Below are 24,179 nucleotides of genomic sequence, written 5' to 3' on the forward strand. Positions count from 1 at the left end.
GCGGTCCGCGCCCGCCCTGTCGGCCTAGCGTTCCGGGCGTGACCCGCTCCCTCCGCCGTGACCTGTACGCCGCCATGGCCGCCACCGTTCTGGTGACGGTCGCCGTGCTGGTCGGCCGCCACATCCAGTTCACCCGCCACACGCTGTTCGTCAACTGGCCCCCGGTGCTGGGGTCCTGGGGACCCCACCTGGGCCCCGGCACTCCCCCGGCCCTCGTGGTCGCGATCGCCGCCGTGGCCTACGGCCCCACCCTCGCGGCCCGTCTCCCCTGGCGGGCCCTGCTGCCGACGGCCTGGGGCACGGCGACGGCGTGGATCCTCTCCCTCGCCCTGATCGACGGCTGGGACCGCGGCATCGCGCGCAGGCTCACCACCCGCTACGAATACCTCCAGGTCATCGACCGTTTCCACGACATCCCGGCGGCCCTGGAGACCTTCACCGACCACATCCTGCTCGACTCGCCCGACAACTGGCCCGCCCACATCGCCGGACATCCACCCGCGGCCACCCTCACCTTCGTGCTGCTCGACCGGATCGGGCTGCGGGGCGGGGGCTGGGCCGGCGTGTGGTGCATCGTCGTGGGGGCGACGGCCTGTGTGGCGGTGCTGGTGACGGTCCGCGCCCTGGCCGGTGAGGCACTCGCGCGCAGGGCGGCGCCCTTCCTCGTCCTGGCCCCGGCCGCCGTGTGGATGGGCACCTCGGCCGACGCGTACTTCGCCGCGGTGGCGGCGTGGGCGGTGGCACTGCTGGCGCTCGCGGTCACCCGCCGGTCCCTGTGGTGGGCTGGGGCGTCCGGGTTGCTGTTCGGCCTGACCTGCTACCTGTCGTACGGCCTCACGCTCGTCGCGCTGATCGCGGTGGCGGTGCTGGCGCTCGGCCGGCACGGGATCCGGGAACGCCCCGCCCTGCTGGTGCCGCTGCTCGCCGGACTGGCGGTGGTCCCGACGGCCTTCACGCTCGCCGGGTTCGACTGGTGGGAGGCGTACCACCTGCTGGTGACCCGGTACTACCAGGGCGCGGGCGGCACCCGTCCCTACGGCTACTGGGTGTGGGCCAACCTGGCCTGCACGGTGCTCATCACGGGTCTGGCGACAGCGGCCGGGCTGCGGCGGACGGGTGTCGTGCTGCTCCGGCACCGCACCGGGCCCCCTGCTGACGCACGCCTCGCGCTCCTGGTGTCCGCCGCGCTCCTCGCCCTGCTGGTCGCCGACCTGTCCGGCATGAGCAAGGCGGAGACGGAGCGCATCTGGCTGCCGTTCGCAGTGTGGCTGCTCCCGGCCTGCGCGCTCCTTCCCCGCCCCCGCGCCTGGCTCACCGCCCAGGCGCTGCTGGCCCTGCTCCTCAACCACCTGCTGCTCACCGGGTGGTGAGGAGCCCGCTCTACGCCCCGTCGCCCTCCAGGTCCCCCTCCGTCTCCAGGTACGCCTGCCGCAGGGCCTCCAGCACCGCCGGGTCGGGCTTCTCCCACATCCCGCGGGACTCCGCCTCCAGCAGCCGCTCGGCGATGCCGTGCAGCGCCCAGGGGTTGGCCTGCTGGAGGAACTCGCGGTTGACCGGGTCCAGGACGTACGTCTCGGTGAGCTTGTCGTACATCCAGTCGGCGACCACGCCGGTGGTGGCGTCGTAGCCGAACAGGTAGTCCACCGTGGCGGCGAGTTCGAAGGCGCCCTTGTAGCCGTGGCGGCGCATCGCCTCGATCCACTTGGGATTGACCACGCGGGCGCGGAAGACCCGGGACGTCTCCTCGACGAGCGTGCGGGTGCGGACCGTCTCGGGGCGGGTGGAGTCACCGATGTACGCCTCGGGGGCGGTGCCGCGCAGGGCGCGGACCGTGGCGACCATGCCGCCGTGGTACTGGAAGTAGTCGTCGGAGTCGGCGATGTCGTGCTCGCGGGTGTCCGTGTTCTTCGCCGCGACCGCGATCCGCTTGTACGCGGTCTCCATCTCCTCGCGGGCGGGGCGGCCCTCGAGTTCACGGCCGTAGGCGTAACCGCCCCAGACCGTGTAGACCTCGGCGAGGTCGGCGTCGGTGCGCCAGTCACGGGAGTCGATGAGCTGGAGCAGACCGGCGCCGTAGGTGCCGGGGCGGGAGCCGAAGATGCGGGTGGTGGCGCGGCGTTCGTCGCCGTGGTCCGCGAGGTCCGCCTGCACGTGGGCGCGTACGTGGTTGGCCTCGGCCGGTTCGTCCAGCGAGGCGGCGAGGCGTACGGCGTCGTCCAGCAGGCCGATGGTGTGCGGGAAGGCGTCCCGGAAGAAGCCCGAGATGCGCAGGGTGACGTCGATGCGGGGGCGGCCCAGTTCCTCGTACGGGATGGCTTCCAGGCCGGTCACGCGGCGCGAGGCGTCGTCCCAGACCGGGCGGACGCCGAGCAGCGCGAGGGCTTCGGCCACGTCGTCGCCGGCCGTGCGCATCGCGCTCGTGCCCCACAGGGAGAGGCCGACGGACGTGGGCCACTCACCGTTGTCGGTGCGGTAGCGCTCCAGCAGGGAGTCCGCGAGTGCCTGGCCGGTCTCCCAGGCGAGGCGGGAGGGGACTGCCTTGGGGTCGACGGAGTAGAAGTTGCGGCCGGTCGGCAGGACGTTCACCAGGCCGCGCAGCGGGGATCCGGAGGGACCGGCCGGGACGAAGCCGCCCGCCAGCGCGTGGACGGTGTGGTCGATCTCGGCGGTGGTCGCGGCCAGGCGCGGGACGACCTCGCGGGCCGCGAAGTCCAGGATGGCGGCGACCTGTTCGCCGTGCTCGGTGGGGACGGCGGCCGGGTCCCAGCCCGCGTCGTCCATCGCCTGGACCAGGGCCCGGGCCTTGTCCTCCGCCTCGTCGGCCGTGGTGCGGGTCGCCGCGGACTCGTCCAGGCCGAGTGCCTCGCGCAGGCCGGGCAGGGCCGTGGCGCCGCCCCAGATCTGGCGGGCGCGGAGGATGGCGAGGACGAGGTTGACGCGGTCGGCGCCCCGCGGCGGGTTGCCGAGGACGTGCAGACCGTCGCGGATCTGGGCGTCCTTGACCTCGCAGAGCCAGCCGTCGACGTGCAGGAGGAAGTCGTCGAACCCGTCGTCGTCGGGGCGGTCCTCCAGGCCGAGGTCGTGGTCGAGCCGGGCGGCCTGGATGAGGGTCCAGATCTGGGAGCGGATCGCCGGGAGCTTGGCCGGGTCCATGGAGGAGATCTGGGCGTACTCGTCGAGGAGTTGCTCCAGGCGCGCGATGTCGCCGTAGGAGTCGGCGCGGGCCATCGGCGGGACGAGGTGGTCGACGAGGGTGGCGTGGACGCGGCGCTTGGCCTGGGTGCCCTCGCCCGGGTCGTTGACCAGGAAGGGGTAGATCAGGGGGAGGTCGCCGAGGGCGGCGTCGGGGCCGCAGGCGGCGGACAGGCCGGCGTTCTTGCCGGGCAGCCATTCCAGGTTGCCGTGCTTGCCGAGGTGGATCATCGCGTCCGCGCCGAAGCCGCCGTCCTCGGCAGGGGCGGCGATCCAGCGGTAGGCGGCCAGGTAGTGGTGGGAGGGCGGCAGGTCCGGGTCGTGGTAGATCGCGATCGGGTTCTCGCCGAAGCCGCGCGGCGGCTGGATGAGGATCAGCAGGTTGCCGAAGCGCAGGGCCGCGAGGACGATGTCGCCCTCCGGGTCGCGGCTGCGGTCGACGAACATCTCGCCGGGGGCCGGGCCCCAGTGCTCCTCCACCGCCGTGCGCAGTTCCCCGGGGAGCGTGGCGTACCAGCGGCGGTAGTCGGCCGCCGGGATGCGGACCGGGTTGCGGGCGAGCTGCTCCTCGGTGAGCCAGTCCTGGTCGTGGCCGCCGGCCTCGATCAGCGCGCGGATCAGCTCGTCGCCGTCGCCGGAGGCCAGTCCCGGCACCTCGGCGTCCGTTCCGAAGTCGTAGCCCTCGTCGCGGAGCCGGCGCAGCAGCGCCACCGCGCTCGCGGGGGTGTCCAGGCCGACCGCGTTGCCGATGCGGGAGTGCTTGGTCGGGTACGCGGAGAGGACCAGCGCGAGGCGCTTGTCGGCGGGCCTGATGTGCTTCAGGCGGGCGTGGCGTACGGCGGTGCCGGCGACCCGGGCCGCGCGCTCGGGGTCGGCGACGTAGGCCGGGAGGCCGTCCTCGTCGATCTCCTTGAAGGAGAACGGGACGGTGATGAGGCGCCCGTCGAACTCGGGGACGGCGATCTGGCTGGCCGCGTCGAGCGGGGAGACGCCCTCGTCGTTCTCCTCCCAGTCGGAGCGCGAACCCGTGAGGCACAGGGCCTGGAGGATCGGGACGTCCAGCGCGGTGAGCGCGCCCGCGTCCCAGGACTCGTCGTCGCCGCCGGCCGACGCCTCGGCGGGCCTGGTGCCGCCCGCGGCGAGGACGGTGGTGACGATGGCGTCGGCGGCGCGCAGTTCCTCGATCAGTTCGGGCTCGGGGGCGCGCAGGGAGGCGACGTACAGGGGCAGCGGTCGGCCGCCCGCCTCCTCGATCGCGTCGCACAGGGCGCCCACGAAGGCGGTGTTGCCGCTCATGTGGTGGGCGCGGTAGTAGAGCACGGCGACGACCGGGCCGTCGGCGCCGTCGCGGGGCGTGCGCTCCAGCGGGCCCCAGGTGGGGGCGGGGGCCGGTGCCTCGAAGCCGTGGCCGGTCAGCAGCACCGTGTCGGAGAGGAAGCGGGCGAGCTGCTCCAGGTTGGCCGGGCCGCCGTGGGCGAGGTAGGCGTGGGCCTCGGCGGCGATGCCGACCGGGACGGTGGAGGCGGCCATCAGCTGGGCGTCCGGGGCCTGTTCGCCGGTGAGGACGACGACCGGGCGGCCGTCGGCGAGGAGCAGGTCGAGACCCTCCTGCCAGGCCCGGACGCCGCCGAGGAGGCGTACGACGACCAGCTGGACGCCGTCGAGAAGACCGGGGAGGTCGTCGAGGGCGAGGCGCGCCGGGTTGGCGAAGCGGTACGGGACCGGGCCGGCCGCCGCGCGTGCGCTGAGCAGGTCGGTGTCGGACGTCGACAGGAGCAGGATCATGCGGCGTCTGGCCTTCCTCGGGGTGTCCGCGCCCCGGGCGGTGGTAGGACGGCGGGAGTTCCTGGCTCACCCTGCCCCCTACGGGCCGGGCTCACAGTGGCGGGACCGCGCCGGACTCGCACCGGGCTTCCTCCCCTGTCGCCGTCATGGCGTCGGCGGACCGGATGATCCGCCGCGGATCATAGTAAGGGTCAGGGGAAAAGGGCAGGGCGTACACCTGGTGTGATGGTAGGTATGCTCGCCGCCATGCCCACGCCTGCCTTCCGTTCAACGCCCCAGGCCACAGCGGTCTCCCGGGACCGCGGTGACGCCTGCCCGGGGGCGCTCAGGCTGCACGCGGCGGACGACGGCGCGCTGGCCCGCGTCCGGATTCCCGGCGGTGTGCTGACCGTCCGCCAGGCTCGGACGCTGGGCGACGCGGCGGAGCGGCTGGGTGACGGGGACCTGCATCTGACCTCGCGCGGAAACCTGCAGCTGCGGGGTCTGGACGGCGGCTGCGGTGGTGAGTTGGCCGGGCTGCTGGAGGCGGCCGGGCTGCTGCCCTCGCACGGGCACGAGCGGGTGCGCAACGTCGTGGCCTCGCCGCTGTCCGGCCTGGACGGAAGGGGCGTGCTGGACGTACGCCCCTGGCTGACGGCCCTCGACGCGGCGCTGTGCGCGAGCGAGGCGGCACGGGCCCTGTCGGGGCGTTTCCTGTTCGCGCTCGACGACGGACGCGGGGACGTGGCGGGGCTCGGAGCCGACGTGACGGTACGGGCGGCCGCGGACGGCGGCGCGCGTCTCGGCCTCGGCGCGGCAGGGGACGTGCTGCACGTCGGCGCCGGGGAGGCCGCCCGGGCCGCGCTGGTTGCCGCGGAAACCTTCCTGGAGGCGGCGCGGACGAGCGGGACACATGTCTGGCGGGTCGACGAACTCGACCTTCCCGACGGACAGTTGCTCGACGCCGTCGGCCGGCGTCTGACGGCCGTGGGCATCCGCCACGAGCGGGGGGCCCGGGACACCGGCCGTGCCGACGGCCCGCTCCCGGGAGCCGTCGGCACCGGCCTCTGCGCGCACGTGCCGCTGGGACGGCTCTCGGCGCACCAGTGGCGCGAACTGGTCCATGTCGCCGCCGATGAACTGCGTCTGACTCCCTGGCGAGGTGTGGTTCTTCCCACACTGGGGGTTTCCACGGACGAGGCCCTCGCCCGCCTCGCCGCCGCCGGTCTCGTCACCGACCCCGGCTCCCCCTGGCTGCGCGTCGGTGCCTGCGTCGGCAGGCCCGGATGCGCCAAGTCGCGGGCCGACGTACGGGCCGACGCGGCCGGGGCCCTCGGCACGCTTGCGCCGCGCGGCCTCCCCCTGTACTGGTCCGGGTGCGAACGCCGCTGCGGGCATCCCCGGGGCGACCGCGTCGACGTGGTCGCCGCCGAGGGAGGCGGCTACCGGCTCTCCACGGCCCTGAGCGGCCGGGAACCCCGGACCACCTCGCTGGACGACCCCGCCCGACTCGCCACCGCCCTGGCGGCGATCACCCCATGAGCCGTATGACGACCGAGAGCAGCGTGAAGACCACCGTGACCACGTACGACTACGAGAAGGACGGCCCGGCCATCTACCGCCAGTCCTTCGCCACCATCCGCGCGGAGGCGGACCTGGCGGACCTGCCCGCCGACGTCAGCCAGGTCGCGGTCCGGATGATCCACGCCTGCGGGATGGTCGACCTCGTACGGGACCTGGCCTACACACCGGCTGTCGTGGCCCGCGCCCGCGAGGCGCTGCGCGCCGGCGCGCCGATCTTCACCGACGTGCGGATGGTGGCCAGCGGAGTGACCCGCAAGCGGCTGCCCGCCGGCAACGACGTGCTGTGCACCCTCTCCGACCCGTCCGTCCCCGAACTGGCGGCGCAGCTCGGCACCACCCGCAGCGCCGCCGCGCTGGAGCTGTGGCGGGACCGGCTGGAGGGCTCGGTGGTCGCCGTCGGCAACGCGCCCACCGCCCTGTTCCGGCTGCTGGAGATGATCGACGAGGGGGCTCCCCGTCCGGCCGCCGTCATCGGCGTCCCGGTCGGTTTCGTCGGGGCCGCCGAGTCCAAGGACGCCCTGGCCGCGCATCCGTCCGGCCTGGAACACCTGGTCGTGCGCGGCCGCCGCGGGGGCAGCGCCATCGCCGCCGCCGCGCTCAACGCGATCGCGAGTGAGGAAGAGTGAGCGGGAAGCAGTCCACCACGGGGCGGCTGTACGGGGTCGGGCTCGGCCCGGGCGACCCGTCCCTGATGACCGTACGGGCCGTCGAGGTCATCGCCGAGGCCGATGTGATCGCGTACCACAGTGCCCGGCACGGCCGTTCCATCGCCCGCTCGATCGCGGCGAAGCACATCCGCGCCGACCACATCGAGGAGCGGCTGGTCTACCCGGTCACGACCGAGACGACCGACCACCCCGGCGGCTACAAGGGCGCGATCGAGGAGTTCTACGCCGAGGCGTCGGCCCGGCTCGCCGCGCACCTGGACGCGGGGCGGACGGTCGCGGTCCTCGCCGAGGGCGACCCGCTCTTCTACGGCTCCTACATGCACATGCACAAGCGGCTCGCCGACCGCTACGACACCGAGGTGATCCCCGGCGTCACCTCCGTGTCCGCCGCTGCCGCCCGGCTGGGCACGCCGCTCGCCGAGGGCGAGGAGGTGCTGACCATCCTGCCGGGCACGCTGCCCGAGGAGGAGCTGACCGCGCGGCTCGCCGCGACGGACGCGGCGGTGGTGATGAAACTGGGCCGGACCTTCACCAAGGTGCGCAGCGCGTTCGCGGAGTCGGGGCGGCTGGGCGAGGCCCGCTACGTCGAGCGGGCCACCATGGCCGGGGAGCGCCTCGGCGAACTGGCGGACGTGGACGCGGACTCGGTGCCGTACTTCTCGGTGGCGGTGCTGCCCAGCCGGGTCGACGCGGAGCGGCCCGCGACCCCGGAGCGGGGCGAGGTCGTGGTGGTCGGGACCGGCCCGGCCGGTCCGCTGTGGCTGACGCCGGAGACCCGGGGCGCGCTGGCCGCCGCCGACGACCTGGTCGGCTACACGACCTACCTCGACCGGGTGCCAAAGCGGCCCGGGCAGGTCCGGCACGGCTCGGACAACCGGGTCGAGTCGGAGCGCGCCGAGTTCGCCCTCGACCTGGCCCGGCGCGGGCGGCGGGTCGCGGTGGTGTCCGGCGGTGACCCGGGCGTCTTCGCCATGGCGACGGCCGTCCTGGAGGTCGCCTCGCAGGAGGAATACGCGGACGTCCCGGTGCGGGTGCTGCCCGGCGTGACCGCCGCCAACGCGGCAGCGGCCAGGGCGGGCGCCCCGCTCGGGCACGACTACGCCGCCATCTCCCTCTCCGACCGGCTCAAGCCGTGGGAGGTCATCGCCGAGCGGCTGCGCGCGGCGGCCTCGGCGGACCTGGTCCTGGCCCTGTACAACCCGGGCTCGCGCAGCCGCACCTGGCAGGTGGGCAAGGCACGCGAACTGCTGCTGGAACACCGGGCGCCGGACACGCCGGTCGTGCTCGCGCGGGACGTCGGCGGCACCGGCGAACGCGTGCGGATCGTACGCCTGTCCGACCTGGATCCGGCCGAGGTCGACATGCGCACGATCCTGCTGATCGGCTCGTCCCAGACGCGGGCCGTACGACGCGGCGACGGCGAGGAGATCGTCTGGACTCCGCGCCGCTACCCGGAGGTCTAGCCCGGCGGGTCTCCCGGAAACGCGTCAGGCGGCGGAGCCGGCGAGCACATCGCCCGACCTCCGCGCCGCCGCGGGGAGACCGGGCCCGGCGAGAAGCCCCCCGGGGAGCGGGCGGATACGACACGGGAACCGCGAGGAGATCACCTGGCCTCCGCGCCGCCGTCCGGCGGCTGACTCCGCTGCGGGCAGTCGTGCCGCCGGGGCGATGGGCGCAGCGGCGCCCCGCGCCCCGGAACCGCGAGCACATCGGCGGAACGGCAAGCACATCGGCGCAACGGCGAGCGCATCGCCCGGACTCCGCGCCGGTGGGCCCGGCCGGTCTCCGGCGGGCTCGGGGCGCTCTCAGCCGGTGGTCGGGAAGTCGCTGCCGTGGAGGCGCTTCTGGACCCAACGGGCCGCCGCCTCCGGGTCGGGTACGACCGGGACGCCCTCGGGGACCGGCGGCCGGCGGACCACGAGCACCGGCAGCCCGGCCTCCCGCGCCGCCGTCAGCTTCGGCGCGGTGGCCGTCCCCCCGCTGTCCTTGGTCACCACGACGTCGACGCGGTGGCGGCGCAGCAGCTCGCGTTCGCCGTCGAGGGTGAACGGGCCGCGGTCGAGCAGCACCTCCATCCGGGCCGGATGCGGAGGCTCGGGCGGGTCCACGGACCGTACGAGGAACCACAGCTCGTCCAGGGCGGCGAACGCGGCCAGCCCCATCCGGCCGGTGGTGAGGAACACCCGCCGCCCCAGCGCGGGCAGCAGCCGCGCGGCCTCCTCCAGGGAGCCGGCGTCGTGCCAGTGGTCGCCCTCGACGGGGACCCAGCCGGGGCGCCGCAGGGCGAGCAGGGGAACATGGGCGGTGGCGGCGGCCAGCGCCGCGTGGAAACTGATCGTCCCGGCGAAAGGGTGGGTGGCATCGATGAGCACGTCCACCCGGTGCTCACGCACCCACGCGGCGAGCCCCTCCACCCCGCCGAAGCCGCCGACCCGCACCTCCCCCGGCGGCAGCCGCGGGCTGGCCACCCGCCCCGCGAGGGAGCTGGTCAGCCGCAGCCTGGGGGTCGCGTGGAGCAGTTCGGCGAGACGGCGGGCTTCCGAGGTCCCGCCGAGAATCAGTACGTGCATGGAAGTCCAGGTCCGTTCATGAGCAGCGAAGTCAAGGGCGGCCGCAGGGCCCAGCTGGAGCACACCGGCCTGCGGCCCGGCTGGACCACCGGCGCCTGTGCGACGGCGGCCACGGCGGCGGCGTACACCGCCCTGCTGACCGGTGAGTTTCCCGACCCCGTGACCATCACCCTGCCGAAGGGGCAGACACCGTCGTTCGCGCTGGCGGCCGAGGAGCTGGGCGACGGGTACGCGATGGCGGGGATCGTGAAGGACGCCGGCGACGACCCGGACGTCACCCACGGGGCGCTGGTCCGGGCCACGGTACGGCACCTGCCCGCGGGTGCCGGGGTCGTCTTCAGGGCGGGCCCCGGGGTCGGCACGGTCACCCGGCCCGGCCTGCCGCTGCCCGTCGGCGAGGCGGCCGTCAACCCCGTCCCGCGCCGCATGATGGGCGACCACGTCGCCGAGGTCGCCGCCCGGCACGGCGGTCCGGGGGACGTCGAGATCACCGTCTCCGTGGACCACGGCGAGGAGATCGCCCGCTCCACCTGGAACCCCCGGCTCGGCATCCTGGGCGGCCTGTCCATCCTGGGCACCACCGGCATCGTCGTCCCGTACTCCTGCTCGGCGTGGATCGACTCCATCCGGCGGGGCGTGGACGTGGCCCGGGCGGCGGGCCGTACGCATGTCGCCGGCTGCACCGGGTCGACGTCGGAGAAGACGGTCGTGGCCGAGTACGGCCTGCCCGAGGACGCCCTGCTCGACATGGGCGACTTCGCGGGCGCGGTGCTGAAGTACATCCGCCGCCACCCCGTCGACCGCCTGACCATCTGCGGCGGCTTCGCCAAGCTCTCCAAGCTCGCCGCCGGCCACCTCGACCTGCACTCCGCCCGATCCCAGGTCGACAAGGGCTTCCTCGCCGGGCTGGCCCGGCGCGGCGGCGCGGACGAGGCGCTGGCCGCCCGGGTGGCCGACGCCAACACCGGCCTGGCCGCGCTCCAGTCGTGCCTCGCCGCCGGGGTACCGCTCGGCGACCTGGTCGCGGCCACCGCCCGCGACGAGGCCCTGGCGGTGCTGCGCGGCGCACCGGTCGCGGTCGACGTGATCTGCATCGACCGGGCGGGGACGGTGGTGGGGCGCAGCACCGTGGCCTGACGGGCCTTCACCGTGCTCAGCACACGTGGCGTTCCCGCTCCGGCGAGTACAGGTGGCTGTCCCGGAACTGCTCCGCTCCGAGCGTCCGGCCCACCATGATCACCGCCGTGCGCAGCACACCGGCCTCCTTCACCTTCCCGGCGATCTCCTCCAGCGGGCCGCGGATGATCAGCTCGTCGGGCCGGGAGGCGTAGGCGACGACCGCGGCCGGGCAGTCGGCGCCGTAGTGCGGGAGGAGTTCCTCCACGACACGGTCCACGTACTTGGCGGCCAGGTGCAGCACGATCAGCGCCCCGCTGCGGCCGAGGGTGGCGAGGTCCTCGCCGTCGGGCATGGGGGTGGCCCGGTTGGCGACGCGGGTGAGGATCACGCTCTGGCCGACGGTCGGCACCGTCAGCTCCCGTTTCAGGGAGGCCGCCGCGGCGGCGAAGGCCGGGACGCCCGGGACGACCTCGTACGGCACCCCGGCCGCGTCCAGCCGCCGCATCTGCTCGGCCACCGCACTGAACACGGACGGATCCCCGGAGTGCAGCCGGGCCACGTCGTGTCCCTCCTCGTGGGCGCGCAGCAACTCGGCGGTGATCTGGTCCAGGTCGAGCTGCGCGGTGTCCACCAGCCGGGCGTCCGGCGGGCATTCGGCGAGCAGTTCCCGCGGGACCAGACTGCCCGCGTACAGGCAGACCCGGCAGGCGGCGAGCGTACGGGCCCCGCGCACCGTGATCAGGTCGGCGGCACCGGGGCCCGCACCGATGAAGTACACGGTCATCTGTCTGCTCCTGGTAGGTGGTCGAGGGTTCGCTGCGCGTCCCTGTATGTCTCTGCGTGTCTTCACGCGTCCATGTCTCCGCGCGTCCTCACGCGGTCATGTCTCCGCGCGTCCTCACGCGTCTTTCCGCACGGCCCACTGGGTGACCGGCATCGCCTGCCGCCACCCGGTGAAGCCGCCCACGGGGACGGCGTGGGCCACGGCGAGCCGCACCAGCTCGCCTCCGAGGCGGCGGCAGGCGTCGGCGAGCAGTGCCTCGGACTCCAGCGTCACGGTGTTGGCGACGAGGCGTCCACCGGCGGGCAACGCCTCCCAGCAGGCGTCCAGGAGACCGGAGGCGGTGAGCCCGCCGCCGATGAACACGGCGTCCGGCGGCGGAAGTTCGGCCAGCACGGCGGGCGCGGCGCCGGTGACGACACACAGCCCCGGCACGCCCAGCCGCTCGGCGTTGCGCCCGATGCGGTCGGCACGCACCGGGTCGCGTTCCACGCTCACCGCCCGGCAGGACGGGTGGGTCCGCATCCACTCGACGGCGATGGAACCGGACCCGCCGCCGATGTCCCACAGCAACTCACCGGGCGCGGGCGCGAGCACGCCCAGGGTGGCGGCGCGGATGTGCCGTTTGGTGAGCTGCCCGTCGTGCTCGTACGCCTCGTCCGGCAGCCCGGGCACGGCGCCGAGCCGCAGGGCGCCCGGGGCTCGGCGGCATTCGACGGCGACGATGTTGAGGGGGTCGCCGGGCGGGTGCGGCCAGTCGTCGGCGGTGGACTCGTCGGTGGCGCGTTCCTTCTCCCCGCCGAGTTGTTCGAGGACCCGCATCCGGCTGGGCCCGAAGCCCCGGTCGCGCAGCAGCGCGGCGACCTCGCCGGGGGTGGTGGCGTCCGCGCTGAGGACGAGGAGGCGCCGGCCGTGGTGCAGGGCGGCGGCCAGACGGGCGGAGGGCCGGCCGACGAGCGTGACGACCTCCACGTCTTCCAGCGGCCAGCCGAGCCGGGCGGCGGCGTAGGAGACGGAGGACGGGTGCGGCAGGACGCGCAGCGCGTCGGTCTCCTCGGCGAGGGCGCGTCCGATGCCGTAGAACATCGGGTCCCCGCTGGCCAGCACGGCGATGCGGCGGCCGGCGTGCGCGGCGAGCAGGCCGGGGACGGCGGGGCGCAGCGGCGAGGGCCAGGCGATGCGCCGCCCTGTGCACTCGGGCGGCAGCAGGTCCAGCTGGCGCGCACCCCCGATCAGGACTTCGGCCTCGGACAGCGCGGCGCGGGAGTCGCCGGGCAGCCCGGCCCAGCCGTCGGCCCCGATCCCGACGACGGTCACGGCGGCGGTCGGTGCGGGGAGTGCGGGCGTCACTGCTCGATACCTCGGCGTTCGGGGGCAACAGAGGCGCACTCTACTGGGCGCTGACCAGCGCACTCCCGCTCGGGTACGCGTCCCGGGCGCCCGGCCGCGGCGAGTGGTCCCGTGGCCGACGGGAGACCACGGACGTAATATGAGGAAGCGATTGGCTCACGCGCCGGGAATCGGCATCACTCCCGTGACCGTGAAACAAAGGTGCTCCGTATGACGACACTGACGGAATACACGGAAAAAATCGGGGAACCAACCGTCGCGGACGGTCCCGCCGTCTGGCGCATCGCCCGCGAATCCGGGAAACTCGACGTGAACTCCCCCTACAGTTACCTCCTGTGGTTCCGCGATTTCGCAAACACCTCCGCGGTGGCGCGCGGCGACAACGGCACACTGGCGGGCTTCACCACCGGATACCGGCGCCCGGACCGGCCCGACGTACTCGTCATCTGGCAGATCGCCGTGGCGGGGGGCGAACGCGGACGCGGCCTCGCCGGCGCCATGCTCGACCACCTCACCGGCCGACTGCACGCGCAGAGCGCGCTCCACCGGCTGGAGACCACCATCAGCCCCGGCAACACCGCTTCCCACCAGCTGTTTCTCTCCTTCGCCGAACGACACAAGGCACCGTTGAAACGTGAACTGCTCTTTCCAGCGGAGCTGTTTCCGGATGCCCACGAGCCCGAGTACCTGTACCGCATCGGACCGCTGCGCTGAACAGACCGCGGCGTGACCGGTGGGCGCACCGGGGCTCGGACTTCTCCCGCACCTAGGAGTGTCATGACGAAAAGGCAGCCGGATCTGAGTGTTTTCGAAGCCCTGGAATCCGAGGTACGAAGCTACTGCCGAGGCTGGCCCACCGTCTTCGTCCACGCACGGGGAAGCCACCTCCGCGACGAGAGCGGCCGTACCTACGTCGACTTCTTCTCGGGTGCCGGATCGCTCAACTACGGCCACAACGATCCCGCACTGAAAAGGGCCCTCCTCGACTACATCGAGGCCGACGGAATCACCCACGGCCTCGATATGGCCACCACTGCCAAGCGGGTGTTTCTGGAGACTTTCCAGAAACTGGTGCTGCGACCGCGCGGACTGCCGTACAAGGTGATGTTCCCCGGCCCGGCCGGCACCAACGCCGTCGAGGCGGCGCTGAAGCTGGCCCGCAAGGTGAAGGGGCGCGAGGCGATCGTCTCCTTCACCAACGCGTTCCACGGCATGTCCCTGGGTGCGCTGGCCGTCACCGGCAACGTCGTCAAGCGGGCCGGAGCAGGCATTCCGCTGGTGCACGGCACACCCATGCCGTTCGACCACTACCTCGACGACCGGGTCCCCGACTTCCTGTGGTTCGAGCGGCTGCTCGCCGACCAGGGCTCGGGCCTGAACAAGCCCGCCGCCGTGATCGTCGAGACGGTCCAGGGCGAGGGCGGTGTCAACGTGGCCCGCGGCACATGGCTGCGGGAGCTGGCCGCGCTCTGTCACCGGCACGACATGCTGCTGATCGTGGACGACATCCAGATGGGCTGCGGACGCACCGGCGCCTTCTTCTCCTTCGAGGAGGCCGGCATCACGCCGGACATCGTCACGCTGTCGAAGTCCATCAGCGGTTACGGCCTGCCGCTGTCCGTGTGCCTGTTCAGGCACGACCTGGACGTGTGGGAGCCGGGCGAGCACAACGGCACCTTCCGCGGCAACAACCACGCCTTCGTCACGGCGACCGCCGCGCTCGAGACGTACTGGACCGACAACCGGATGGAGAAGCAGACCATGGCCCGCGGTGAGCAGGTCGAGCAGGCGCTGCGGGACATCCGCGACGAGCATCCGCAGCTCGGCGCCGCCGTCCGCGGACGCGGGCTGGTGTGGGGGCTTGCGTTCCCGGACGAGTGGCGCGCGGCGGCCGTGGCCCGCCGCGCCTTCGAACTCGGGCTGCTGGTCGAGACGTCCGGGCCCCGCGACGAGGTCGTCAAGCTGCTGCCCGCCCTCACCACCGGCCCGGAAGAGCTGGACGAGGGGCTGCGGCTCCTCGCCCGATCGGTACGGGAGACCACGTGATAGTCCGGTCACTGAACGAGATCGAGAACACCGAACGCCACGTCAGGGCCGCCTCCGGTACGTGGGAGAGCAAACGCCTCGTGCTCGCCAGGGAGAAGGCCGGCTTCTCACTGCACGAGACCGTGCTCTACGCGGGCACGGAGACGTCGATGTGGTACGCGCACCACGTCGAGGCCGTGCTGTGCGTCGAAGGCGAGGCCGAACTCACCGACCACGAGACGGGCGAGACCCACTGGATCAAGCCCGGCACGATGTACCTGCTCGACGGTCACGAGCGGCACACCCTCCGCCCCAAGACCGACTTCCGCTGCGTGTGCGTCTTCAACCCCCCTGTCACCGGCTGGGAGGACCACGACGAGAACGGTTCCTACCCGCCCCCCGAGCCCGACGCCTGACGGAAGGGGACCGCCCCATGACCACCACCACGGCCGTCCAGGACCTGTACCCGACCCGGGGCCCCGCCGAGGTCGTCACACCGCGCAGGGACCCGGTCGTCTGGGGCCCGTCCTCCCCCGGCCTGGAATCCTACGAACGCGACGGCTTCCTGACCGACGGGAACCTGCTCTCCGACGACGAGACCGAGAGGTACCGCGCCGAACTCGACCGGCTGATCCACGACCCGGCGCTCGCCACCGACGAACGCCGGATCGTCGAACCGAAGACCCGGCAAGTCCGGTCGGTGTTCGAGGTACACAAGATCAGCGAGGTCTTCGCGAACCTGGTACGCGACGAACGCGTGGCGGGCACCGCCCGCCGCATCCTCGGCTCCGACGTGTACGTCCACCAGTCACGGATCAACGTCAAGCCGGGCTTCGGGGCCTCCGGCTTCTACTGGCACTCGGACTTCGAGACGTGGCACGCCGAGGACGGCCTGCCGCGCATGCGCACGGTGTCGGTGTCGATCGCGCTCACCGAGAACTTCGCCACCAACGGCAGCCTCATGATCATGCCGGGTTCGCACCGGACGTTCATCGGGTGCGCCGGCCGGACACCCAAGGACAACTACAAGAAGTCCCTCCAGATGCAGGACGCGGGCACGCCGTCCGACGAGGCGCTGACCAAGTTCGCCTCCGAGCACGGCATCAAGCTCTTCACGGGCAAGGCCGGTTCGGCGACCTGGTTCGACTGCAACTGCATGCACGGCTCCGGCGACAACATCACGCCGTTCCCGCGCAGCAACGTCTTCATCGTGTTCAACAGCGTGGAGAACACGGCGGTGGAACCGTTCGCGGCGCCGGTGCGGCGGCCGGAGTTCATCGGGGCGCGGGACTTCACGCCGGTTCGGTGACAGAGGGGGCATACGACGCGGGGCGGCGGCAGAGGTGTGCCAGCTGCCTGCGCGCGCCGGAAGCGGCCTTGTGGGTCACGAGGAATGCAGCCGGATGCCCGGCGGTTCTCAACGGACCCGGCCCCATCAGCCGTCGCCCGTACCTCCGCTGTACCGCGGTCAGCCGTGGGCGCCGGCCTGACCGGTTCCGTCGACCTGTGTGGGCGGCGCACCGAGCGTCGGGAGATGCGGGCGTGCCTGCGCGAATGAGTCGTTCTGCCAGGCGCTGACCACGCCGGTGTCTCGGACCACCAGGTAGTCGCTGCGGCAGGGGCGGGTCAGTGCGCCGGGAGCGTCCACACCCGGGTGAGGCCGCTGTCCGATGCCGCGAGGCGGTCTCCCCGGCCGCTGATCGCCAGGGCGTCGATGCTCGTGACCGGGCCGGTGAGGTCCGCGACCTCGGTGCCGTTACCGGTGTCCCACACCCAGGCGCGGTTGTCGTCGGTGGTGGCCAGCCGACGTCCGTCGGCGCTGAGCGCCACCTCGCTGACGGGTCCGGTCGACGGACTGACTTTTCGGCCCCGGTCGTCGATGTGCCAGATGTGCACCGGGCCCTGCTTGCCGTTCTTGTCGGTGACGGCCAAGGCGCAGGTGTCTCCGAGCGCGTCCAGCATCAGCCGTTGCACACGGGGCCGGATGCCGTTCACTTTCCGTGGATCCAAGAGGAGCCGGCCGGAATCCACGTCCCACAGCCGGACCGTGATCGACTTTTCGTCGGACGTGGCGACCGCCATGCGCTTTCCGCCGTCACTGAGAGCCACGGTCACCTTGGCGTAATCGTTGTAGCCGTAGGCTCCGGCCAATCCCGGTACGTGGACGGCGGGGCCGCTCTTGACGCCGGTTCTGGTGTCCAGGACGGCCACGTAGCCAGGCTCGGCATGAACAGCGCGCCGGGAGCCGTCCCCGCTCAGCACCAACGGGGGGAACCTGTACGGCCACTTCTCACGCCCCTTCGACGTTCCGGTCCGGGCGTTCCAGGATTCGACCAAGTCAGAGCCCTCACCACCCAGTTTCTGGGTCGTCACAGTGGTGCCGTCCGAGGACAGACTGACTACTGGGCCTCTGTTCTCCCCGTCGTCCCACACGGTCCGTTCGTCGCCTGCCTCGATGTTCCACCGGCGTAGGCTGGACCAGTTGCCCGTCACGAGGGTGTTCCCATCGGGACTGAAGGCCATGGCGCTGACGGTTCCTGTGGTCAGTGTCGTATCCGAGGAGTCGGCGGGCAGCCCGCCGGAGACCAGCCCGAGGCCGCACAGCACCAACGCCCCGGCAGCCACCGCGCGCAGACGGCGGCGCCTGGCGGCCGCCTCGGTCACGGCCCGCTCCTGGTCCTGGGCCAGGGACTTGTTGGCGAGGCGCTCCTGCAGTCTGATGTGCCGGAACTGGTAGGTGCCGCCGGACTGGCGCAGCAGTCCTCTGCGCTGTGCGTCGGCCAGGAAGCCCATGAGACGCAGCGGCAGTTGCCCCCGTGCCGCGAGGACGAGCCGCACCAGGAGAAATCTCGGCCAGGCCCGCGTGAGCAGGATCAGGATGCTGAAGACCAGCCCAGGCAGGACCGTCATGGCCGCGACCACCAACGGGCTCCAGGAGCTGTCCTCGATCCCGTCGGGGTCGGCGAGGAATCCCGCCAGGTCCGCCACGGAGGGTTCGTTCGACCAACCGGTCACGAGAAGTACCGCCAGCTCCCCGGCGAGCGAGCCGAGGAAGGCCAGCGGGATCCCGGTGGCCCCGAGGACGACACCGGCCGCGGCGGCTCCGGTCAGCGCCGAACCGCGGTCGCGTGCCAGGAGGCCGGCCGGGCTCACCACGGTGGAGCCCTGCGGGGGCGCTGCGAGCCAGCTGTGGACGGCCAAGGCGATGCCGACCGCACCGGCCGCCCCGGCCGCCGCGGTCACCGCCATCACGAAGTTGTGCAATGCATCGGGCGACCAGTGCGTCGTGACGGAGGTCGTGACCGCGGCCGCCGCCAGCAGCGGTACCAGAGGGACGGCCGCCAGCCCCACGCCGGTACCGAATCCCCGGCGCAGTCGGGCGAACGAGCCCGGCAGGGCGAACACCAGCCGCCCGGGCACGGGGTCAGGAGCGGCGTACCAGATCACCATGGCCAGGACGGCGAACCCGCCGCCGACTGAGGCGCCGACGGCGAGGACGTCCTCGAGCTCATCCGCCTTGGGGTCCAGCACGGACACCGCGGCCGCCACGGCGACCATCAGCAGGACGCCGAGCCCGATGCCGATGACGGGTCCCGTCCACCGGGACAGCAGGCGCTGGCTCATCACCGACCAGTCGAGGTCCCGCTCCCGCTCAAGATGGAGGTACTTCGCCAGGTACATCAGCCGCTTCATGGCCTCCTGGCCCTCCCGCTCCCTGTCGGGTCCCGGAGGCGCACCGGCGTCGGGTGCGTACGCGGACCCGATCAGGTGGTCGAGCAGATGCTCCTCCACCTTGTGGCGGGTATCGAAGCCGAGCAGTTCCCGCGGATCGCGGTCGCCGCTCTGGTAGACCGCGCGGGTCAGGGACACCATCAACGGAGTGGCGAGTGCGGTTGCCAGCGCACCGTGCGGCTCGTTGCGCAGGTGGTTTTCGATCTCCCCCAACGCCTCGCCTGTCAGACCCGCTCCGCGGAGGTGTGCGATCGCGTCCGCGGCCGAGACGGAAGCGATCTCCACCACCGGAGCGCGGCGCAGAACCTGGGCGCCGCCTTGGATCACGTCCTCGTACTCGGCCGCCCGGCAGGTCACGACGACCCTACGAGAGCCGGCGCACGTCTCGTTGATCTTGTCGACCGCGCTGCGCCGTGAGGATTCCGGGATCTCGTCCAAGCCGTCAAGGATCGGGATCAGCAGGTTGGCGTGGAGCAGCCGCCGGGCCACGTCGGGCCGGCCGGGAAGGTGGGTCTCGGCCAGCCGGTGGGCGATCCAGTCGTCGAGCGAGTCGCGCACCGGGTCCCAGCTGGATACCGGCAGCAGGACGGGCAGCGCTTCCGGGGCGCGGTCGGACTCGGTGCCGAGGAGGCCGAGGGCGAGGGTGAGGGCGACGACCGACTTGCCCGCTCCCGGCTCGCCGATGACAACCAGACGACCGCTGGGTATGCCGCGATAGGCTTCGCCGAGTCGCAGCCTGACGTTCTCGAAGTCACCGTCCAGCCGCCCGTCGAGGAGGCGCACGCCCCTGGTCTCCGGCCGGCCGAGGATCGCGGCCGGGGAGTCGGAGACCTGCCGGGCGGTCGCGGACCATGCTATCGGCAGCAGTTGGGCGTTGCCCAACTGCCGCTCGCTCGCCTCCTGCCATCCCTGGTCCCTGAGTGTGCTCGTCAGGTCGCTCACCCACTCCTCCAGAGTCTTCTCGGGAGGGGGGCAGAAAGCGTCCCAGATCGCGACCGCCAGGGCGGCGATCGCCACGAAGAGACTGCTGACGGCAGCAAGGGTGTTGTTGTCCTCGGCACCGGCCCCCGCCATCGTGGCAACGAGACCGACGGTGACTGCGGCGAGCAGGCCCAGGATGATCGTACGGACGTACCGACTGCGCCGGTTCCGCTCGGATAGGAGCACCATGCACGCAGCTTGGCCGATCCGGAGATGCGGCAGGGCGGTTGTGGTCCGCTTCACTCCCAAGGGTGAAGTCATGCCGATGTGTTGAGAAATGTCCGGGGTTTCTGCTTAACGCAAACAGCGACCGCCCGGTCGCCAGTGTGCTCACTCGCAGGCACTGCGACTCCGGCCGTGATCCGAAGGTGCTGCTCGAGCTGTTCGACATCTGCCTTCATCACCGGGGGCGGACTCAGCGCGAGCCGCCGGCCCAACCCGGACCGGTGGGAGTGGGCCTGTTGGTGGCCCACCCTCACCGGTCCTGCTCAGCGCAGCCATCCGTGGTCGCGGACGACCGGGAGCCGGGCCCAGAGCCGGCCGAGGCCGAGGGCGTCACCGGCCGAGGCGGCGGCCAGGGCGATGAGCACCACCGCGTAGACCAGGTGGTAGTCGGCGAACGGGTTCGTCGACATGCTCGGGGAGCCGTCCGACAGGTGCCACTCGGCCATCCACATCAGGGCCATCATCACGGTCCCCGCGAAGGCCGCCAGGCGCAGCGCCACTCCGGCGGTCAGGGCGAGCCCGATGCCGAGCAGCCCCAGCATGAACAGCCAGTCCGCCCACGCGGCGCCGGCCCAGGCGTGGAAGGTCGACTCCATCGGACCGGCGGCGACCTGGCCGAGGAAGCCCTCGGTGGGCGAACCACCGTCGATCCAGCCCTTGCCGGACCGGGTGGCGTAGCCGAAGCCGAAGGTCTTGTCGAGGAAGGCCCACAGGAAGACGAAGCCCATCAGCACGCGGGCCGAGGCGAAGACGCAGGCCCGTGCGGTGAGCGTCTCGGTACGTGCCGACGCGGCCGGCTCCGGTCCGGAAGCGGCGTGGTTCCTGCGGAAGGACGGCAGGTGGAAGCCCCCACTGCGGTGGGTGGGCTGATGCACGGCCATGGCGGTGATCCCTTCGGGAAAGGTGCGGTTGGTCTCCGGCACCGCTCACTCTCCCGGCCGGCACCGGCCCGCACCCGATGCCGATGGTCCGCACTCAGGGTCCCAACAGCCCTCTTCGGCAGGGACGTTCGGCCGCGTCCGGCGCGACAGGTGCCGCAACGGTACCGACGCTGTTGGCGGATCCGATCGGCGACCACAACTGTCGTTCGGGTCTCAGCGACACGCTGGGCGTACGGCATGTCGCTGAGACTGAGCGGACACTTACCGATCGCAGCCCGGATTCGCCGGCAGCATGGAACCGAGCGGGGGGTTCGTCGGCCCCCACACCCGGCCCTGGCGCACCCGGCCGTGCGGCCCTCGATCTACGGACCCCTGCTCACCCACCGTGCCTCGCGTCACAGGGCGTCACGGGGCCGCCGGCGCCCGCCTGGTGGCGCCCGGGGACGGGTCCACCGGCGCATGCCAGACGAGCCGTGTCCCCTTCCCCTCCGGACTGTCCGTCTCCATGCCGCCGCCGAGCTTCCGTGCCCGCTCCGCCATGTTGGCCAGGCCACTGCGGCGTCCCGCGGGCGGGATGCCGACGCCGTTGTCAGTGACGGTCAGGCGGACCTGCTTGCCGTCGGTCTCCAGCACGACGTCGGCGCGGTCGGCGTGGGCGTGCCGGGCGATGTTGGTCAGGGACTCGGTCAGGACGGCCACGAGGTGGTCGGCGGTCTGGCCGGGCACGTGCGTGTCGAGCAGGCCCTCCATGCGCAGGCCGGGGGCGAAGCCCAGGACCGGCGCGGCCTCGCCGACCGCGCGCACCGCACGGGCCCGCAGACCGGACGCCGCCGTCCCGTCGTCCCGGGAGCGCAGCCCGAAGATCGTCGAGCGGATGATCTTGATGGTCTCGTCGAGCTCGCCCACCGCGCGCTGGACCCGTTCGGCGGCCCCGTCGTGCTGGATGAAGCGGCCGGCGCTCTGCAGTGTCATGCCGGTGGCGAAGAGCCGCTGGATGGCGAGGTCGTGCAGATCGCGGGCGATCCGGTCGCGGTCCTCCAGCAGCGCGATCTGCTCGGCGTCCTGGCGGCGCTCGGCCAGTTCCATGGCCACGGCGGCCTGCGCGGCGAAGACCTGCAGTGGTTCGATCTCCTTGTCGGTGAAGCCGAGCCGGCCCGTTTCCCGCGCGAGCAGCGCCACGCCGCGGACCTGGTCGCCCGAGCCGATCGGGACGGCCACCGCGGGCCCGAGTTCGGCGAAGCGCGGCGGGCCGCCCGAGACGCGCGGGTCCCGGGAGGCGTCCGGGCTGGTCACCGGCGCACGCCGGTCGAAGGCCTCTCCGACGAGGCTGCCGCGGACCGGCAGCACCATCCCGTTCAGCGCCTCGGCCTCCCGGCCGATCGCCAGCTCCACCACGAGCGTCTCGGTGCCGGGCACGGGCATGGCCACCAGGCCCAGGGCGGAAGCCGTGATCTCCCGGGTGCGCTCGGCGATCAGCCGCAGCACATCGGCCTGGCCGGCGCCGGACATCAGAGTGTGGGTGACTTCGGCGTTCACCTGGAGCCAGCGTTCCCGCAGCCGGGACTCCTCGTACAGGCGGGCGTTGTCGATCGCCACACCGGCCGCCACGGCCAGCGTCGCCAGCACCGACTCGTCGTCCTCGTCGAACTGCTGTCCGCCGCGCTTCTCCGTGAGGTACAGGTTGCCGAAGACGTGGTCCCGTACCCGGATGGGGACGCCGAGGAAGGTGTTCATCGGCGGGTGGTGGGCCGGGAAACCGTAGGAGGCCGGGTGATCGGACAGTACGGGGAGGCGCAGCGGCTCGGGGTGGCGGATCAGCTCGCCCAGGATGCCGTGACCCTCCGGGTAGGGCCCGATCCGCGCGATCTGCTCCTCGTCCACGCCCACCGTGTGGAAGGCCGACAACCGCTTGCCGTCCGGGCCGATCACGCCGAGCGCCGCGTACTCCGCGTCGACCAGCGCCGCCGCCGCCTCCACGATGCTGCGCAGTGCCTGCTCCAGCTCCAGCTCACGGCCGACCGAGAGCACCGCCTCCAGCAGGCTGTGCACCCGGTCCCGGGTGCCGCGCGCCGCGTCCAGGCGGGCCTGCAGTTCCTCCAGCAGTTCATCCAGCTGCAGTTGCGGCAGTCGCACCCGCGCCTCGCGGGCTTCCTCGGCACTTCCCACCCGCTGATCCTCCAACGTCCCACCGCCTGCCGGCGGTCTCACCGTTCGGCTGCCCACCGTAGCGGCTCGAACGGGGAGACGATGAGGGATCACCGCCGCCGGGCGGGCGGACCGGCCCGGTGTGCCGTGGGTCAGTCGTGCGGGACCACCGCCACCGGGGAGGCGGAGTGGTGCAGCAGAGCCTGGGTCACCGGCCCGATGTGAGCGCCGATCGCCGCCCGGCGGATCCGGCGGCCGACGACCACCAGCGACGCCTCGTGGGAGGCGTCGACCAGGTGGCGGCCCGCGCCACCGACCGTGGCCTGCGGGCTGATCTCCACGTCGGGGTACTTCTCCCGCCACGGCCGCAGCATGTCGGCCAGTTCGCGCCGCACCCGCGTGGCCGGCTCGTCGTTCAGGCCGGGCATGAGCTCGCCACCGTAGTAGTAGGGCGGCACCGTCCAGCCGTGGACGATCCGCAGACGCGCCGCGCGCCGCGAAGCCGCGTCGAACGCGAAGTCGATCACCGCGTCGCCGGGCTTGTGCAGGTCGAGGCCGAGGACGACATCGCGGTGGCCGGGGGTGGCGGGGAGGCCGGACGCCGAGAGTGCCGGCGACGGTTCCTCCTCCCGCTGCCCGCCGGACCGCACGAGGACCACCGGACGCTCGCACCGGGCCAGGACGGCCACGGAGACGGAGCCGAGCAGGAAGCCGGTGACCTTGCCCAGACCGCGGGATCCCAGTACCAGTAGCTCGGCGTCCTCGGAGGCTTTCAGCAAGGCCGGGACGGGCAGACCGCCGATCGCGTCGACGTCGATCCGCAGCCCGGGACGACGGCCGGCGACACGGCTCCGCGCCTCCTCCAACAGGCGCTGCGCCTCCGCACGCTGGAGGTCGCTCGGCGGCACCGGCACACCGAGCCCGGGCGCGGGCGCGTAGACGGGCGGCTGCCACTCCCAGGCGTTCACCAGCCGCAGGGTCAGATCACGGAGCTGTGCTTCGCGCGCGGCCCAGTCGGCGGCGGCCAGGCTCTCCGGCGAGCCGTCGAGTCCGGCGGTGATGGTGCGGGTCATGGGTACCTCCCTCAGGCTGCGTCAAGTCTTCGGTCCGCGCGGGCGTCGACGGGAGGGCCCACTGGTCCCGGCCCCGGCGGCCGACGGTC

17 protein-coding genes and 1 riboswitch are annotated in these 24,179 nt (G+C 72.8%); of the genes, 9 read left to right on the top strand and 8 right to left on the bottom strand.

Annotation, left to right across the window (positions count from 1 at the left end; genetic code table 11):
• Positions 1-38: 38 nt before the first annotated feature.
• A complete protein-coding gene (locus IE212_RS17355; RefSeq protein ID WP_190198768.1) occupies positions 39-1,370 on the top strand; it encodes a hypothetical protein in 1,332 nt (443 codons plus the stop codon).
• A gap of 10 nt (positions 1,371-1,380) precedes the next feature.
• On the opposite strand, the gene cobN is transcribed toward IE212_RS17355, so the two are convergent.
• Positions 1,381-4,977 (bottom strand): cobaltochelatase subunit CobN, encoded by a 3,597-nt coding sequence (gene cobN, locus IE212_RS17360; protein WP_190198769.1) that lies wholly within the window; start codon positions 4,975-4,977, stop codon positions 1,381-1,383.
• Positions 4,978-5,013: 36 nt separating this feature from the next.
• A riboswitch (cobalamin riboswitch) is annotated at positions 5,014-5,166 on the bottom strand.
• Between the two features lie 45 nt (positions 5,167-5,211).
• On the opposite strand from cobN, the gene cobG reads away from it, so the two are divergent.
• From cobG to IE212_RS17375, 3 genes are read left to right on the top strand one after another with little or no spacing between them, the layout of a single operon-like run.
• The gene (gene cobG / locus IE212_RS17365; protein WP_190198916.1) at positions 5,212-6,498 is read left to right on the top strand and encodes a precorrin-3B synthase; all 1,287 of its coding nucleotides are present in this window, start codon (positions 5,212-5,214) and stop codon (positions 6,496-6,498) included.
• Positions 6,495-7,166, top strand: a complete 672-nt coding sequence (locus tag IE212_RS17370) for a precorrin-8X methylmutase (protein WP_190198770.1) — start codon at positions 6,495-6,497, stop codon at positions 7,164-7,166. Before cobG ends, IE212_RS17370 begins: the two co-directional genes overlap by 4 nt.
• Entirely contained in the window at positions 7,163-8,671 is a 1,509-nt protein-coding gene (locus IE212_RS17375; RefSeq protein ID WP_190198771.1) for a precorrin-2 C(20)-methyltransferase, read from the top strand. The genes IE212_RS17370 and IE212_RS17375 overlap by 4 nt, the downstream gene beginning before the upstream one ends.
• A 342-nt stretch (positions 8,672-9,013) precedes the next feature.
• On the opposite strand, the gene IE212_RS17380 is transcribed toward IE212_RS17375, so the two are convergent.
• Entirely contained in the window at positions 9,014-9,778 is a 765-nt protein-coding gene (locus IE212_RS17380) for a cobalt-precorrin-6A reductase (RefSeq protein WP_190198772.1), read from the bottom strand.
• Between the two features lie 18 nt (positions 9,779-9,796).
• Here IE212_RS17380 and IE212_RS17385 point away from each other — a divergent pair, with 18 nt between their 5' ends.
• Positions 9,797-10,915, top strand: a complete 1,119-nt coding sequence (locus tag IE212_RS17385; RefSeq protein WP_190198773.1) for a cobalt-precorrin-5B (C(1))-methyltransferase — start codon at positions 9,797-9,799, stop codon at positions 10,913-10,915.
• 16 nt (positions 10,916-10,931) lie between these two features.
• On the opposite strand, the gene cobM is transcribed toward IE212_RS17385, so the two are convergent.
• Positions 10,932-11,681 carry a precorrin-4 C(11)-methyltransferase gene (cobM, locus tag IE212_RS17390; protein WP_190198774.1) on the bottom strand — a complete coding sequence of 250 codons (750 nt, stop codon included), beginning with the start codon at positions 11,679-11,681 and terminating at the stop codon, positions 10,932-10,934.
• Between the two features lie 114 nt (positions 11,682-11,795).
• Entirely contained in the window at positions 11,796-13,028 is a 1,233-nt protein-coding gene (gene cbiE, locus IE212_RS17395) for a precorrin-6y C5,15-methyltransferase (decarboxylating) subunit CbiE (protein WP_190198775.1), read from the bottom strand.
• Between the two features lie 210 nt (positions 13,029-13,238).
• Between cbiE and ectA the strand changes: the two genes are divergently transcribed.
• The 4 genes from ectA to thpD all read left to right on the top strand — a co-directional run bounded on the left by ectA (position 13,239) and on the right by thpD (position 16,362).
• Entirely contained in the window at positions 13,239-13,742 is a 504-nt protein-coding gene (gene ectA / locus IE212_RS17400) for a diaminobutyrate acetyltransferase (RefSeq protein WP_190198776.1), read from the top strand.
• Positions 13,743-13,805: 63 nt separating this feature from the next.
• Positions 13,806-15,074 carry a diaminobutyrate--2-oxoglutarate transaminase gene (gene ectB, locus IE212_RS17405; RefSeq protein ID WP_190198777.1) on the top strand — a complete coding sequence of 423 codons (1,269 nt, stop codon included), beginning with the start codon at positions 13,806-13,808 and terminating at the stop codon, positions 15,072-15,074.
• Complete coding sequence (locus IE212_RS17410) at positions 15,071-15,469, top strand: ectoine synthase (RefSeq protein ID WP_190198778.1); 399 nt, start codon at positions 15,071-15,073, stop codon at positions 15,467-15,469. The genes ectB and IE212_RS17410 overlap by 4 nt, the downstream gene beginning before the upstream one ends.
• 17 nt (positions 15,470-15,486) lie before the next feature.
• Positions 15,487-16,362, top strand: coding sequence for an ectoine hydroxylase (gene thpD, locus IE212_RS17415; protein ID WP_190198779.1), 876 nt, complete (start codon positions 15,487-15,489; stop codon positions 16,360-16,362).
• 317 nt (positions 16,363-16,679) lie between these two features.
• On the opposite strand, the gene IE212_RS17420 is transcribed toward thpD, so the two are convergent.
• The 4 genes from IE212_RS17420 to IE212_RS17435 form a co-directional block, all read right to left on the bottom strand.
• Complete coding sequence (locus tag IE212_RS17420; RefSeq protein WP_190198780.1) at positions 16,680-19,955, bottom strand: NACHT and WD40 repeat domain-containing protein; 3,276 nt, start codon at positions 19,953-19,955, stop codon at positions 16,680-16,682.
• 299 nt (positions 19,956-20,254) lie between these two features.
• The gene (locus tag IE212_RS17425) at positions 20,255-20,872 is read right to left on the bottom strand and encodes a DoxX family membrane protein (RefSeq protein WP_190198917.1); all 618 of its coding nucleotides are present in this window, start codon (positions 20,870-20,872) and stop codon (positions 20,255-20,257) included.
• Positions 20,873-21,277: 405 nt separating this feature from the next.
• Positions 21,278-23,038, bottom strand: a complete 1,761-nt coding sequence (locus IE212_RS17430; RefSeq protein ID WP_190198781.1) for a GAF domain-containing sensor histidine kinase — start codon at positions 23,036-23,038, stop codon at positions 21,278-21,280.
• Positions 23,039-23,169: 131 nt separating this feature from the next.
• The gene (locus IE212_RS17435) at positions 23,170-24,090 is read right to left on the bottom strand and encodes a universal stress protein (RefSeq protein ID WP_190198782.1); all 921 of its coding nucleotides are present in this window, start codon (positions 24,088-24,090) and stop codon (positions 23,170-23,172) included.
• Between the last annotated feature and the right edge of the window lie 89 nt (positions 24,091-24,179).

The sequence above is a fragment of the Streptomyces djakartensis genome (genome assembly GCF_014651075.1).
GTDB lineage: Bacteria > Actinomycetota > Actinomycetes > Streptomycetales > Streptomycetaceae > Streptomyces > Streptomyces djakartensis.